The 12865-nt window shown below is 40.2% G+C and carries 17 protein-coding genes; all 17 read right to left on the minus strand.

All coding sequences use genetic code 11. From position 1 onward, the window contains the following. Positions 1-36 precede the first annotated feature (36 nt). The 17 genes from infB to MK480_RS03455 all read right to left on the minus strand — a co-directional run bounded on the left by infB (position 37) and on the right by MK480_RS03455 (position 12580). On the minus strand, positions 37-2838 hold the full coding sequence (gene infB / locus MK480_RS03375) for a translation initiation factor IF-2 (RefSeq protein ID WP_268707191.1): 2802 nt from the start codon (positions 2836-2838) through the stop codon (positions 37-39). 16 nt (positions 2839-2854) lie between these two features. After that, entirely contained in the window at positions 2855-3154 is a 300-nt protein-coding gene (locus tag MK480_RS03380; RefSeq protein WP_001041390.1) for a YlxQ-related RNA-binding protein, read from the minus strand. Continuing rightward, the gene (rnpM, locus tag MK480_RS03385) at positions 3147-3440 is read right to left on the minus strand and encodes an RNase P modulator RnpM (RefSeq protein WP_000857567.1); all 294 of its coding nucleotides are present in this window, start codon (positions 3438-3440) and stop codon (positions 3147-3149) included. Before rnpM ends, MK480_RS03380 begins: the two co-directional genes overlap by 8 nt. Before the next feature lie 21 nt (positions 3441-3461). After that, positions 3462-4598 (minus strand): transcription termination factor NusA, encoded by a 1137-nt coding sequence (gene nusA, locus MK480_RS03390; RefSeq protein ID WP_023947156.1) that lies wholly within the window; start codon positions 4596-4598, stop codon positions 3462-3464. Positions 4599-4641: 43 nt separating this feature from the next. Continuing rightward, positions 4642-5121 (minus strand): ribosome maturation factor RimP, encoded by a 480-nt coding sequence (gene rimP, locus MK480_RS03395; protein ID WP_261101041.1) that lies wholly within the window; start codon positions 5119-5121, stop codon positions 4642-4644. A gap of 125 nt (positions 5122-5246) precedes the next feature. After that, entirely contained in the window at positions 5247-5882 is a 636-nt protein-coding gene (gene trmB, locus MK480_RS03400; RefSeq protein ID WP_001266094.1) for a tRNA (guanosine(46)-N7)-methyltransferase TrmB, read from the minus strand. Then, positions 5879-6673 carry a cell cycle regulator CcrZ gene (ccrZ, locus tag MK480_RS03405; RefSeq protein WP_000362999.1) on the minus strand — a complete coding sequence of 265 codons (795 nt, stop codon included), beginning with the start codon at positions 6671-6673 and terminating at the stop codon, positions 5879-5881. Before ccrZ ends, trmB begins: the two co-directional genes overlap by 4 nt. A 162-nt stretch (positions 6674-6835) precedes the next feature. Beyond that, positions 6836-7447: a CPBP family intramembrane glutamic endopeptidase gene (locus MK480_RS03410; RefSeq protein ID WP_268707192.1), complete on the minus strand. Its 612-nt coding sequence runs from the start codon at positions 7445-7447 to the stop codon at positions 6836-6838. A 29-nt stretch (positions 7448-7476) separates the two neighbouring features. Further along, positions 7477-7725, minus strand: a complete 249-nt coding sequence (gene blpZ, locus MK480_RS03415; protein WP_024057408.1) for an immunity protein BlpZ — start codon at positions 7723-7725, stop codon at positions 7477-7479. 58 nt (positions 7726-7783) lie between these two features. Further along, positions 7784-8188 (minus strand): immunity protein, encoded by a 405-nt coding sequence (locus MK480_RS03420; RefSeq protein WP_120770547.1) that lies wholly within the window; start codon positions 8186-8188, stop codon positions 7784-7786. A 37-nt stretch (positions 8189-8225) separates the two neighbouring features. Then, complete coding sequence (locus MK480_RS03425; RefSeq protein WP_268707193.1) at positions 8226-8537, minus strand: role in replication; 312 nt, start codon at positions 8535-8537, stop codon at positions 8226-8228. Positions 8538-8551: 14 nt separating this feature from the next. Continuing rightward, the gene (locus MK480_RS03430) at positions 8552-8779 is read right to left on the minus strand and encodes a ComC/BlpC family leader-containing pheromone/bacteriocin (protein WP_033681340.1); all 228 of its coding nucleotides are present in this window, start codon (positions 8777-8779) and stop codon (positions 8552-8554) included. A 20-nt stretch (positions 8780-8799) separates the two neighbouring features. Further along, on the minus strand, positions 8800-9204 hold the full coding sequence (locus MK480_RS03435) for a hypothetical protein (RefSeq protein ID WP_033681339.1): 405 nt from the start codon (positions 9202-9204) through the stop codon (positions 8800-8802). Between the two features lie 439 nt (positions 9205-9643). Further along, positions 9644-9763: a PncF family bacteriocin immunity protein gene (locus MK480_RS03440; RefSeq protein WP_268707194.1), complete on the minus strand. Its 120-nt coding sequence runs from the start codon at positions 9761-9763 to the stop codon at positions 9644-9646. A 291-nt stretch (positions 9764-10054) separates the two neighbouring features. Next, positions 10055-10411, minus strand: a complete 357-nt coding sequence (locus MK480_RS03445) for a hypothetical protein (RefSeq protein WP_268707195.1) — start codon at positions 10409-10411, stop codon at positions 10055-10057. 68 nt (positions 10412-10479) lie between these two features. Then, positions 10480-11829 carry a sensor histidine kinase gene (locus MK480_RS03450; protein WP_268707196.1) on the minus strand — a complete coding sequence of 450 codons (1350 nt, stop codon included), beginning with the start codon at positions 11827-11829 and terminating at the stop codon, positions 10480-10482. A gap of 13 nt (positions 11830-11842) precedes the next feature. After that, positions 11843-12580, minus strand: a complete 738-nt coding sequence (locus MK480_RS03455; protein ID WP_268707197.1) for a response regulator transcription factor — start codon at positions 12578-12580, stop codon at positions 11843-11845. Positions 12581-12865 lie beyond the last annotated feature (285 nt).

A 12865-nucleotide genomic window follows, 5' to 3' on the forward strand; every position in this document is an offset into this window, starting at 1 on the left:
TGCGTCCCTCACCACCTAAGAAAGGAGCAAAAAATCTTATCTCTTGATTTCTTCCATGACATAGGCCTCAATCACATCATCCATCTTGATATCATTGTAGCCGTCGATCATCAATCCACCTTCACGACCGTTTGTAACTTCTTTGACGTCGTCTTTGTAGTGCTTCAAGCTTGCGAGTTCGCCATCATAGATAACAACACCATCACGAATAACACGGACTTTAGAGTCACGGGTAACCTTACCGTTGATAACCATGAATCCACCGATAGTTCCCACTTTAGACACCTTGAAGGTTTCACGGATAACTGCTTCACCAATAACTTTTTCTTCAAATTCTGGATCAAGCATCCCTTTCATAGCTTCTTCCATCTCTTCGATAACCTTGTAGATAATGCTGTGGAGACGGATTTCCACATCGTCAGCTTCTGCTTGTTGACGAGCTTGTGGTGTAGGGCGTACGTTGAAACCAACGATAAAGGCATTTGAAGCTTCGGCAAGAGTCACGTCAGATTCATTGATGGCACCGACCGCTGAGTGAACGATAGTAACTTTAACACCTTCCACATCGATTTTCTGAAGTGAGGCAGAAAGGGCTTCAACAGAACCTTGTACGTCGGCCTTGATGATCACGTTAACTGATTTAAGTTCACCAGCTTTAAGGGTATCAAAGAGGTTTTCAAGGCTGACACGTTGGGTAGCTTGACGTTGTTTCATGAGGGCACGTTTGGCACGCTCTTCACCTGCTGCACGCGCAGATTTTTCATCTTCGTAAACGGCAAAGTGGTCACCCGCCATCGGCGCTTCATTCAAACCTGTGATAGAAACTGGTGTTGATGGTCCAGCAATCTTAACACGACGACCAAGGTCGTTGGTCATAGCACGGACACGACCGAAGGTATTTCCGACAACGATTGGATCTTGAACATTCAAGGTACCTTGTTGAACAAGAAGGGTTGCAACCGCACCTTTTCCTTTATCCAAGCGCGCTTCGATAACTGTACCGATAGCACGCACTGTTGGGTCTGCCTTGAGTTCTTGGATTTCAGCCACAAGAAGGACTGTTTCCAACAATTCTTCGATATTTTGGTTGAATTTAGCTGAGATTTCAACAAATTCAGAATCTCCCCCCCAAGCAGTTGACATAACTCCATGCTCTGCCAATTCACCGATAACGCGTTCTGGGTTAGCACCTGGTTTATCAATCTTGTTAATGGCTACGATGATTGGAACGTTAGCTGCTTTTGAATGGTTAATGGCTTCGATAGTCTGAGGCATAACCCCGTCATCTGCCGCTACGACCAAGATAGTAATATCGGTAACAGAAGCACCACGCGCACGCATAGATGTAAAGGCCGCGTGTCCTGGTGTATCAAGAAAGGTAATCTTCTTGCCATTTTCCACGATTTGGTAGGCACCGATATGCTGAGTGATACCACCTGCTTCACCTGTCGCAACACGAGAATTACGAAGGGTATCTAGGAGTGTTGTTTTACCGTGGTCAACGTGTCCCATAATAGTTACAACTGGTGGACGCTCAACCAATTCATCTTCATTGAGATAACCATCTTCGACAAAGAAACGTTCGATGTCGGCATTATCCACTTCAACCTTTTGTTTGGCTTCGATACCATAATCCACCATGAGGAGTTCAATTGTTTCCCCATCCAAGGATTGGTTTTGTGTGGCCATGACACCCATCATAAAGAGTTTCTTAACGATTTCAGCTGGTTCACGTTTGATACGTTTTGCGATTTCCGCAACGGTCATACCATCTGTATATTCAAATTCTGTTGGCAATTCATGGAATTTACGCTCTGTAACAGGTTTTGGAGTCTGATTACGGTTGTTCTTGTTATTGCCTTTTTTGTTCTTTTTGTTGTTATTCCAGTTACTATTCTTTTGATTTCTCACTTGATTTTGACTACTTCGATTCTTTTGTTGTTTTCTAGGACCATCTTCTTCGTGATCATAATCGTCACGATTTTTGTCTGGTCGAGCTTGTTTTTTACGACGTGTATCCACTGGCGCTTCTTTAGCTACAGGAGCTGGTTTAACCACTGCTTGAACTTGCTGTTCTTGTTGCGCTTGTTCAGCTAACTTAGCCACTTCTTCAAAGATTTCCTCTGGCTCCTTGCGTTTGTTTGCTTGGGCCAAGGCTTCTTTGGCAGCCTGAGTCTGTTTGAAACGTTCCTCACTTGAACGCGCATATTCTGCATTTTGCTCTGCTTTTAGGGCTGCTGCACGGGCTTTAAAGTCAACACGTGGAGCCGCTTGATGTGGACGTTTGTCCTCTTGTTGACGGCGCTCATTACCACGATTTTGCTGACCTTGCTGTTTCTTAGCTTGGTCGTTAAAACGGCGATTGTCGCGGTTTCCTTGACCTTGTTTTCCACCATTGCGACCGTCGTTTTTCTGACGGTTTCCGTTTTGTTGTTGGTCACGGTTATTGCCCTTATTTTGCTTGCGTCGTTCTGCCTGCTCTTTGGCACGGGCTTCACGCTCAGCCTTAAAATTACGGCTTTGCGGTTTAGCTGCTACTTTTTCTGCCTTCGGAGCGACTGGATCAGCTGGTTTTACCTCTTCCTTAGCTACAGCTGGTTTAGCTGGCTCAGATTTCTCGGCTTTCTTTTCTGCACTTGCTTTTGGTGCTGCAGGTTTTACTTCTACTTTCGGAGCAGCTGCAGGCTTAAAGCTGGCAGCGATTTTTGCAGCGACAGCTTCTTCCACACTTGATGAGTGGCTTTTCACATCCAAGCCCAACTCTTTTGCACGCGCTACAACTTCTTTACTTTCTTTTCCAAGTTCTTTTGCGATTTCGTACAATCTTTTCTTAGACAAATCATGTCCTCCTCTTCTATTCCATAAGAGACCTCATTTTCTTTGTAAATCCAGCATCTGTCACAGCCAAAACCTTTCTTGATTTTCCGACTGCTATGCTTAATTCCAGTGTTGAAAACACGGTTACAATTTCTACTTGATAATAATGACTTTTATCTTGAATCTTCTTGGTCAGATTGGGTCCAGCATCATGGGCTAGAAAGACCAACTTGGCCTTGCCGTCTTGAATGGCCTTGACCACCAATTCTTCACCCGATATAATCCGCCCTGCTCGCTGAGCAAGTCCCAAGAGATTGCTTATCTTTTGCTTATTCAAGTCCTAACTCTCTTCTTTTCACTTTGTGATCCACATAAGCGATCAACTCGTCATAAAAGCTTTCTTCTACTTCCATGTCAAAGCTACGGTTAAAGACCTTCTTCTTTTTCGCCTCTAGGGCTTCTTTATTGTCTAGCTTGATATAAGCGCCACGGCCATTGGCCTTGCCTGTCGGATCGATAAAGACTTGTCCTTCCTTGTTCTTGACAATGCGGAGCAAATCACGTTTATCAATCACTTCGTTAGACACAACAGACTTGCGCAAAGGGATTTTTCTCGTTTTCATCTTTCCCTCCTCTAGCAGCTTTTATTCTTCTACAGTATCGTTTTCTGCTTCCAAACCTACCGAACCAGTTTCTTCCATGGCTTCAAATTCACTAGCAGACTTGATATCGATACGGTAACCAGTCAAGTGAGCTGCCAAGCGAACGTTTTGCCCACGACGACCGATAGCAAGAGAAAGCTTGTTATCAGGAACAACCACCAAGGCACGTTTGCTGTCGTTTTCATCAAAGATAACTTGGTCAACTTCAGCAGGAGCAATTGCATTGTAGATAAATTCAGCTGGATCTGCTACCCACTCGATAACGTCGATGTTTTCTTCGATTGGCACCATACGGTCGCTCTTGGCATCGTAACGAGCTGGGTGGAATTTGCTAGTGATTTTCTTGATGTTAGCACCACCACGTCCAACGATTGTACCGATAGCGTCCACGTTTGGATTATGACTGCGAACTGCAACCTTGGTACGGTCACCAGCTTCACGAGCCACGCTCATGATTTCAACAGTTCCATCATAAACTTCTGGAATTTCTTGCTCCATCAAGCGTTTGATCATTTCTGGATGGCTACGGCTAACAAAGACGTTGACACCACGAGGGTTGTCTTCAACCTTGTAAACATATACTTCGATACGATCATGAGAAGCAAAAACTTCACCAGGAATTTGGTCTTGTTTTGACAATTGGGCTTCAATGCTGCCAAGGTTAACATAGATGAAGCGGTTGTCAAAGCGTTCTACTGTACCAGACATGATTTCTTGCTCATGTTCTTTGTAAGTATTATAAGTGATAGCACGTGTTTGCTTGCGCATTTTTTCCATGATGGTTTGTTTGGCAGATTGGGCTGCTACACGACCAAACTCAGCAGGTGCTTCTTCAAACTTGATTTTGTCACCAAGTTCATAGGCTGAATTAATGGCAAGAGCATCTTTCAAGCTGATTTCCAAACGGCTATCAAATACTTCATCAACCACTTCACGGACAGTATAAACGGTAAAGTCACCTGTTTTTTCGTTGAAATCAATAGCTACGCTGTCAGATTGACCATAGCGTCTGCGATAAGCGGAACGAAGCGACTCTACTACTGCGTCGATGATATCTTCTTTTTTGATTCCCTTGTCTTCTTCCAAAATGCGGAAGGCCTCTAGCATTTCTTTACTCATTTTTTCTTCACTTTTGAATCCTCAAAAGCTATCCTTTCTTTTTCTATAATTTAACTGCTAAACGTGCTTTTGATACTAAACTGTATGGAATTTGGACGGTTTTCTTACGCGTCTTGTCCATATATTCCATGGTCAACTCGTCCTCTTCAAAGGCCACTAAGGTTCCTTCAAAAACCTTTTGCTTATCGATGGCTTGGTAGAGCCCGACATGGATGTATTTCCCAACCGCTCCAGCAACGGCATCCTTGGTTTTTAAAGGACGTTCCAATCCTGGACTGGTGATTTCTAGGAAATATTGTTCTGGGAAGGGATCTGGCTTGATGGTGTCTAGGACAGGACTGATTATTTCTGTCAAGTCCGCCGTGTCGTTCAAGGTAATTCCTTCAGGTTTATCTACAAAAATACTGAGAATCATGTCACTGCCAATCTTTCCATACTCGATATCCACGAGTTCGAAAGGTGATTGAATGACAGGTTCTACAACTTCTCTGACTAATTCTACGATTGTTGCGATTGCGTCCACCTCCTCATAAGCAAGAGGCGAAGATATTTCCCCGCCTCACTTTTCATATTCTTACTCTTAGTATAGCACGTTTGCCAACTTATGTAAAGCAAAAGCACTTATACAGCCTGATTTCAGGCTATTTCTTAAAATTCTGCCTCAACTCGGTAGATAACTTGCCCCTTGTTGGAGAATTTCTGCTCGTATTCTGTCATGACATTGCCTTCAAAATCACTGGCATGTAAATCGAGCCAAACACCATTGAGCTTCATGCCATATTGAGAAAAACTCACTAGGCTGTACTCAAACAAGCCACGGTTATCCGTTTTGAAATGAATTTCTCCATTTTCAGGTAAGATACGCTTGAAGGTATCCAAGAAAGTCTTGTAAGTCAAACGACGCTTTTCATGGCGTTTTTTAGGCCATGGATCTGAAAAATTCAGATACAAGCGATCAATTTCACCGTCTTCAAAGTAGTCAGTCAAGTCAGAACCATCTACCCACAAGAGCTTGATATTAGGCACTCCAACTTCAAGCACCTTGTCCAAAGCGTAGCTCAAAACAGACTTTTGAATATCAATCCCGATATAGTTGATGTCAGGGTTTTGCTTGGCCATACCCGAAACAAAGGCACCCTTTCCACTTCCAACTTCCACATGAATGGGATTATCATTACCAAACAAGTCCCGCCATTTTCCCTTGGCTTCCAAGGGATTGAGGACCACATACTGGGGATTTGCCTCTAGTAATTCTGTCGCCCCTTTACGATTTCTAACTCTCATCTTCTCTTTCCATACTTGTCTCGGAAGTGGCGCAAGCCATGAATCTCCCGATTGACATTTTCTAAATCTTGGTTCATATAATACTTGGAAATCTGGCTCAAATAAGACAATTGACCGTACCAATACAATTTATTTAATACCGTTTGATTGTACTTGTAACCGTAGTAGGTCAACCATTCCTTCCACTGATGTTCTGGAATATAATGGCAGAGCATATGGGCCACATCAAACATGCGGTCGGTCAAGCGAACCGAATCCCAATCCACCAAATAAATCAAGCCACTGTCTGTCTCAATCCAATTACTATGTCGTACATCTCCATGGACAATGGTCGCATGGTCCTCTCTAAATCCTGGAATAGTCTGACGTAAATCAGCCATCACTTCACTGATAAAATGATTTTTACGCAAAGCATCTGGAGCCGTTTCTTGCCAAGACTGCAGTAAATCTACAGGTGTTTCCATGGCATATCCCAAACGACTCAACTGTGTCATCAACGGACGTGAGCGATGAAGACGGGTTAAAATATTGACGATTTGTTTACGATTCATATCATAGGGGGTCAATATCTTGCCTGTCAACCATTCTTGAGCACACATATCACGCCCATCTGCCAAACGGCGACTCCATAATAATTGTGGAGCAATTTGTTCTCTAGCTAGACCAGGTAGGATTGGAGAGGTGTTCATTTTTACAAAGATGCGCTTCCCATCAGGATAGCTACCCATATAAGCCTTGCCACTTTTCCCAGGTATGGGAGTCAGTGTTAGCTCATTATCACCCAAATCCATTTCTTTCCTCCGTATAAAGTTTCCTTACTATTCTACTAGTTTTTGGCCTATTCGTCAACCGCTCCACGCCCGATTCTCAAAGAAAAGCATCTCAATCGGCTCAGGCTATCATTATAACTTGAAAAAGGTAAGCACCGTCTTCTGCTTACCTTTTCATGATTTTTATAAATAATATAAGAGTGGCCAAGCATTGTAAAACATGTGAACTAGAGTAGAAACCCATAGGTTTTGGCTCTTTTTATAAGCAAAGCCCAGTAACAAGCCCCCAAGTAGATAAAAAATAAACGAAGGGACATTAGAAGGTCCATGCATAAAAGAAAAGAGAGAGGAAGTCAGTATAATCCCTAACCAAGAATTGTCAAAAACCGCACCTTGAAGAAGTCCTCTGAAAATGAGTTCCTCCTGGATGGGTCCAAAAACTGAGGAAGTCAAAATCAAAGACAGGGAAATTCCTCTGCTGACTTCCGCCAAGTGTTGAACTCCTGCGCCAGAAGAAACAGCGAAGAAATGAATATAAACTAGCGTCTCAAGAACGCTTAGAAAAAAGATTGCAATGAAAAGCAAAAGTTGTTTCTTGCTTAACATCCCAAAAGAAACCATTTCAAACTTTCTAGCATAAGTAACACTCAGCGATGTTACAAGAAGACTTACAATAATCAATTCAGATTCATTTTGAAAAAAGTCCCCATGGTTAATCGTATAAGGAACTGTAATGACGATTAGTAGTACTAAAAATCCAAAACAAAAGGCATGAAATTTATCAAAAAACTTCATAAAATTATCCTCCTCACCAAACAGACTTCCTACACGTCATTCTTTAGTTCTAGCCTTTCCAAAACAAACCATTTTAGTAACCAAAATCCGATCACATAACCCCACCCTAAGAAGATAACCATTAAAGCCAGCATGGAATTTAGGGAATTAAAGACCACCACAGATACAAAGGTTAGCACAAAAACATTAAAAGCAATGGTGTCAGAAGCCAAGACCAGAATATAAGGTGTCAACCAGTCTAAGGTTTTTGAATCTAGGAAAAATAAGTGTTTATACATGATAACCTCCTCCTGCCAGTCTTTAGACTAGTCCCAGATTAAGAAGAAAACCCTTCCTCTACTTTTTATAATACTTCAAACCCCAAATGAGCAGAAGCATGATAATCAAGCAGAGAATAGCGCCAATATAGGCAATTAGTTGTTGATAGGATTCTCCTGCTGTGACACCTCTATACAAACAAATAATAGACATAAAACCTGTCAAGCCTATATACATGAGTTGATTGGTTCTAGGACTAACCAAATCATCATCTTCAAATTCTCTTATCCTCATTTCCCTAGTGAGGTAAACAGTGAGCAAAATGGAAGCTAAGTTAATAACCACTAAGAGAAATTGGAAAACCAAGGAAAAATTTAAAAACTGGCGAGATAGAAATAGATAAGCAGAGACAAGTAAAGGCAACTGACCTAAGAACAATCTCGCAAGGAAAATGGTCTGTTTTTTAAAAAATATTTTTTTCATTGCTTTCTCCATTACAATTAAATGACATCTAATCATTTTATAAAATTTGATAACTTTTATGAAATGTTTTAGCAGAAACAACTCTATGATTGGTGATATCTATATAATCACCTGGATAACCAAGAACATACATCCCATAACCAGCGAATCCTCCTCCAACTGTTCCAACTAGACCAAACTTGATATTCGTTGCGAGAGAAGTGTTAAGACCTGCCATTAGAATGCGCACATGATTATCCAACCAAACCATATAATTTTTTTGAAAAGCTTCCTCTACCCAACTTGGTTTAGGAGTTGCTTGACCAATTTCCCAAACATCAACAATTTGATTCCCATATTTTGCCTTCATAGCTTCAATCCTTTTTAAATACCATTACATGAGTTTGGAGTTCCCCCTATACCATAAGGACTACATGGTTTTGAAGGATGTATCATAGGCCACTTACCATTTAATTGATCCAAAGTTGGAGACGGTGCTAGCCCACCCAATAAACCAGAAATCATATCTCCCCAACCTCCGAAACTTCCTTCAACTTTCGCAAGCATCTCAGTATCCATCATTTCAAATTGTGACATCGTTTTTGTATTCATAACATAAACTTCATTAGCCCCTACTTTTTATAGTACTTCAAGCCCCATATGAGCAGAAGCATGATAACCAAGCAGAGAATAGCGCCAATATAGGCAATTAGTTGTTGATAGAATTCTCCTGCTGTGATACCTCTATACAAACAGATAATAGACATAAAGCCCGTCAAGCCGATGAACATGAGCTGATTGGTTCTAGGACTAACCAAATCATCATCTTCAAACTCTCTTATCCTCATTTCCCTAGTGAGGTAAACAGTGACCAAAATAGAAGCCAAGTTAATAACCACTAAAAGAAATTGGAAAACCAAGGAAAAATTTAAAAACTGACGAGATAGAAATAGATAAGTAGAGACAAGTAAAGGCAACTGACCTAGGAACAATCTCGCAAGGAAGATGTTCCGTTTTTTAGCAAGAAAAGTTTTCATTTCTTTTCTCCTTTCTTTTTAGTTAAAGCAAGATAGATTATAACCGCAATTATATAGGCTATGGTATAGAATAGATGATACCAAGCACTCTCCCTAAGCGGATATAGAAAGATGGACATAATTAGATACAAGATGAAAATGACAAATATTTTTTTCTTCATAAAATTTCCTCCTAAATGTCTGTTGAGCCACACCCTTTACACTGCTAGTATAGCACTCATTTTGACCTTGGATCACTCAAATCACGAATGGTCATCAAAACATCTTGAATTGTAAAAAATAAAAAGCAAGCATGAAAAACATACTTGCCCTTTACACCGTATTGATACCAACTTAATTTGTAGATTTTTTATCCTGCTATCACATATCATTTTAACAGGCGAAACAATATTAAAGAAACTCCCCTGTAGATTAAACTAGCGATAAAAAATCTTTTTATCTAATTAGATCTATCTTTATTCTTTTTTGGAGATTTTAAAAATTTTTTTCTAATTAAATTATCCATATAAGGACCAAATATACCAACGACTAAACCAATAAGAAAACTTTTAAAATCCATAATTACCTCCAAGTACAGCTCCTCTACTTACAGGCTCAAGCCTTTAAGCAACCGTAATATCCAATTGTAACATTGTTTTTGCATTCACGAGGAATACCTCTTTTTATTTTCGTCCTATTGCAACCTTAATAAGGTTAGTGTACTACTATTTTTTAAAATTTTCTATCCAAATCATAAATGGTCATCAAAACATCTTGAATTGTTAAAAAATTTAAAAAGCAAGCATGAAAAACATACTTGCCCTACGGAAATTTAACAATGTGAAAATACAAAATAGAAAACTATTCACCCTCACTTCCGTCTGTTCTGATAGATTCTCATGATTGCAACAAGGATAGCAGCTGTCCCACTTGCCAAAGCGATAAGGGTAATGATAATGTTGAGGATTTCAGGCGTACTCCCTATTCTATTGATAAGACGGAGTAGGGATATAACTGTCAACTGAATCAGGAGGATTGATTCTACTCTTACCAATGAAGTCAGTTGGTTTTCAACCGCATATAAGAATGATGGTAACATAACACAGGCTATAGCAATCACAAACAGATTACTCCCCGTTTCTTCTCCCTTGTTCACCACGGAAATCATGAGAAGATTCGATGCTATGATCAACGTAGAACAGATGATAAAAAAGGATTTCTTATTCATATAGGATACCTCATATACTATGGCATTTTAATTGATGACTACAGGCAGTACTTCTTTCCACAGATCTTCTAATCATCAACCGACATCGAGTGAACCGTTAAAACCTGACGAAAGATTTGGTTTTGACAGGTGGTATTTAGACTGGTATTGGGATGGCTTTCCACAATTTTCATGACGGTATAGAGACCAACTCCTCTCTCCTCCCCTTTAGAACTGGCTCCAAAGGAGAAAATCTCAGAAATGTCTATACCCTCTTCTTTAATGGAATTTTCAATGATAAAGGTTTCCTGTGACCCATTTTTTAAAAAGGCGATTGAAACATGAGGTTGACTGACCTCTGCACTGGCTTCAATAGCATTGTCACAAAGGATAGACACAATGGTTAGAAAATCAAGTAGGCTCATCCCCTCGACCTGAATCTCCTCAGGAACTTCGACGTTAAAGACTATCTTCTTATCTCTGGCTTTTAGAAATTTTCCTGCCAGAAGACTTTTGAGGGCTTTATCACGAATATTTACCAATCGACCAAGGTCATATTTATTGTCCTGCAATTTTTCACTAGAATCCTTTAAGACCGAGTCGTAGACCTCTTTTATCTGCTCCATATCCTCCTCTTCAATGCCCAGACGTAAGCTGGTCAAAAGGTTGGTGTAGTCATGGCGAAAACTCCGTACTTCCTTGTAAAGTTCCTCTATATGCCGACTATAGCGTTCCATATCTCTGTAGCGCAAGGTCTGCTCTTGGTCCAATCTCTCATGGAGTTTGTCCTTCAAATAGGTATCCAGTTTCTTGATAATCCCCATAAAAAAGAGAAAGTAAAACACCAGAATCAGATGGCGAACAGTCTTTGATTGAATACCTTGTTCATATTCAAAGAAAGACAGACTTTGCATCACCAAATAGTAGACTCCCATTATCCAGTTAATCTTAGTCAGGGACTTTTGAAAAGTTTTATCTAGAATCTCCCTTCTCAAGTTAGTGAAATCATAGTCCAACCATTTCAAAAAGACTAGGGAAATGAAGAAATTGAAAATTATTATACATAACCAAGCAAATGAGTAGTCATCATATACTTGCCCTTGTCCCAAAAATGGAAGCACAAAATAGGAAACACCTCTATGAAAGAGATTCACTAATATCATTGGAAAGAGACCATAAAAGAGAAGGAGTTTTTTAGGAAGTCCTCTTAACAATAAGAAAGCCAAGCCTATGCCGTACAAGGGTTCCATAAAATAAAATAGGTAATTATCTCCAACCATATATTCAATCATTAAAAAAACAAAGGCCAACAGTATCTTAAAAAGAAAAGCCTTAAAAATCCTCTCAAAAGTGATACCAATTCCATCCACCTTAAAGAAAATGACAATTTCTAGCCCATGAGTAACAAGTGTATACAACAATATCCAAGCAATATTCATAAACTCTCCTAGCTCAGTGTAAGTTATTAATAGCTTCAGACACTTCTCTGACCTTATAACGCGCAATCATACAGCTTCCGCCATTAGGAAAGAAAAGGAGTTTTTCTTTCTTATCCAAATGCACCACATTGGCAGGATTGATGAGAAAAGAGCGATGGCACTGCAAGAGACGGGGTTCCTGCTTGAAAACCTCCTCTAAACTCGCTGTAAATTCCAGTCTGTCTGTCTTGGTATAGAGAATAACACGATGGGCTCTGGGCGACGTTTCGAGATAGTAAACCTCTTTAAAAGGATACTGGAATTGGGCAAATTTTGATTTAAAGTAAAAGCAATCTTCCGCCAGACTTTTACTGTCTTGACTATTGGCATAGAGAAGGGCTGTTTCGATCCGAGACTCAAACTCCTCTGCCGACAAGGCCTTATCAATGTAGTCCAAAGCAGACACTTGGTAGCGAAAGGACAGGGGCATAAACTCCGAGTGAGTTGTCACAAAGACAATCAGGGCATACGGATCCCGATCCCGAATCTTTCTAGCCACTTCCAGACCTTTCATCTCCTCATTTCGAATCTCAATATCCAAAAAGAATAGTTGATGGGCTCCCTTCTCATGCACCTCTGCCAGTAGCTGGTCTGGCTTACCAAAGACCTCAAAAGAGCTGGGAGTGATATGATGTTCTTTCAAGAGTTTCTCAATCGTTGTTTCAATCCTAGTCTGTTGGGAAAAATCATCTTCTAAAACAAATATTCTCATCTTCTTACTCTCCTTGTTTCGATTTCTTCCTAAAAAGAGAATAGCAAAAATACTATGATACAAGCCCACCAAATCCTAAACAGGCCTTTAACGCTCCTGAAGGGTGTCTTGTTCCTCAAATAAGCATGATAATCTTACCACTATTTTATCATAAAATCTTAACAGTACCATTCAGGAAATTTCAAGAACAATTAAAGATTTGTAGATAAAAAAGGAGATAAAAGTGATAAACTGACAGTATCAAAACACAATTGCTAGAATCAAGACTAGCACCCAGATTAAAGG

This window comes from Streptococcus mitis (genome assembly GCF_026782895.1).
Lineage (GTDB): Bacteria > Bacillota > Bacilli > Lactobacillales > Streptococcaceae > Streptococcus > Streptococcus mitis_CB.

Coding starts and splice junctions, on each gene's coding strand:
- MK480_RS03420 (WP_120770547.1), bottom strand. CDS start 8,188: ATGAAAAAAATATTTTTTAAAAAACAGACCATTTTCCTTGCGAGATTG.
- nusA (WP_023947156.1), bottom strand. CDS start 4,598: ATGAGTAAAGAAATGCTAGAGGCCTTCCGCATTTTGGAAGAAGACAAG.
- MK480_RS03445 (WP_268707195.1), bottom strand. CDS start 10,411: ATGAATAAGAAATCCTTTTTTATCATCTGTTCTACGTTGATCATAGCA.
- MK480_RS03450 (WP_268707196.1), bottom strand. CDS start 11,829: ATGAATATTGCTTGGATATTGTTGTATACACTTGTTACTCATGGGCTA.
- rnpM (WP_000857567.1), bottom strand. CDS start 3,440: ATGAAAACGAGAAAAATCCCTTTGCGCAAGTCTGTTGTGTCTAACGAA.
- trmB (WP_001266094.1), bottom strand. CDS start 5,882: ATGAGAGTTAGAAATCGTAAAGGGGCGACAGAATTACTAGAGGCAAAT.
- MK480_RS03425 (WP_268707193.1), bottom strand. CDS start 8,537: ATGAAGGCAAAATATGGGAATCAAATTGTTGATGTTTGGGAAATTGGT.
- MK480_RS03455 (WP_268707197.1), bottom strand. CDS start 12,580: ATGAGAATATTTGTTTTAGAAGATGATTTTTCCCAACAGACTAGGATT.
- MK480_RS03430 (WP_033681340.1), bottom strand. CDS start 8,779: ATGAATACAAAAACGATGTCACAATTTGAAATGATGGATACTGAGATG.
- MK480_RS03410 (WP_268707192.1), bottom strand. CDS start 7,447: ATGAAGTTTTTTGATAAATTTCATGCCTTTTGTTTTGGATTTTTAGTA.
- MK480_RS03440 (WP_268707194.1), bottom strand. CDS start 9,763: ATGGATTTTAAAAGTTTTCTTATTGGTTTAGTCGTTGGTATATTTGGT.
- blpZ (WP_024057408.1), bottom strand. CDS start 7,725: ATGTATAAACACTTATTTTTCCTAGATTCAAAAACCTTAGACTGGTTG.
- MK480_RS03435 (WP_033681339.1), bottom strand. CDS start 9,204: ATGAAAACTTTTCTTGCTAAAAAACGGAACATCTTCCTTGCGAGATTG.
- ccrZ (WP_000362999.1), bottom strand. CDS start 6,673: ATGGATTTGGGTGATAATGAGCTAACACTGACTCCCATACCTGGGAAA.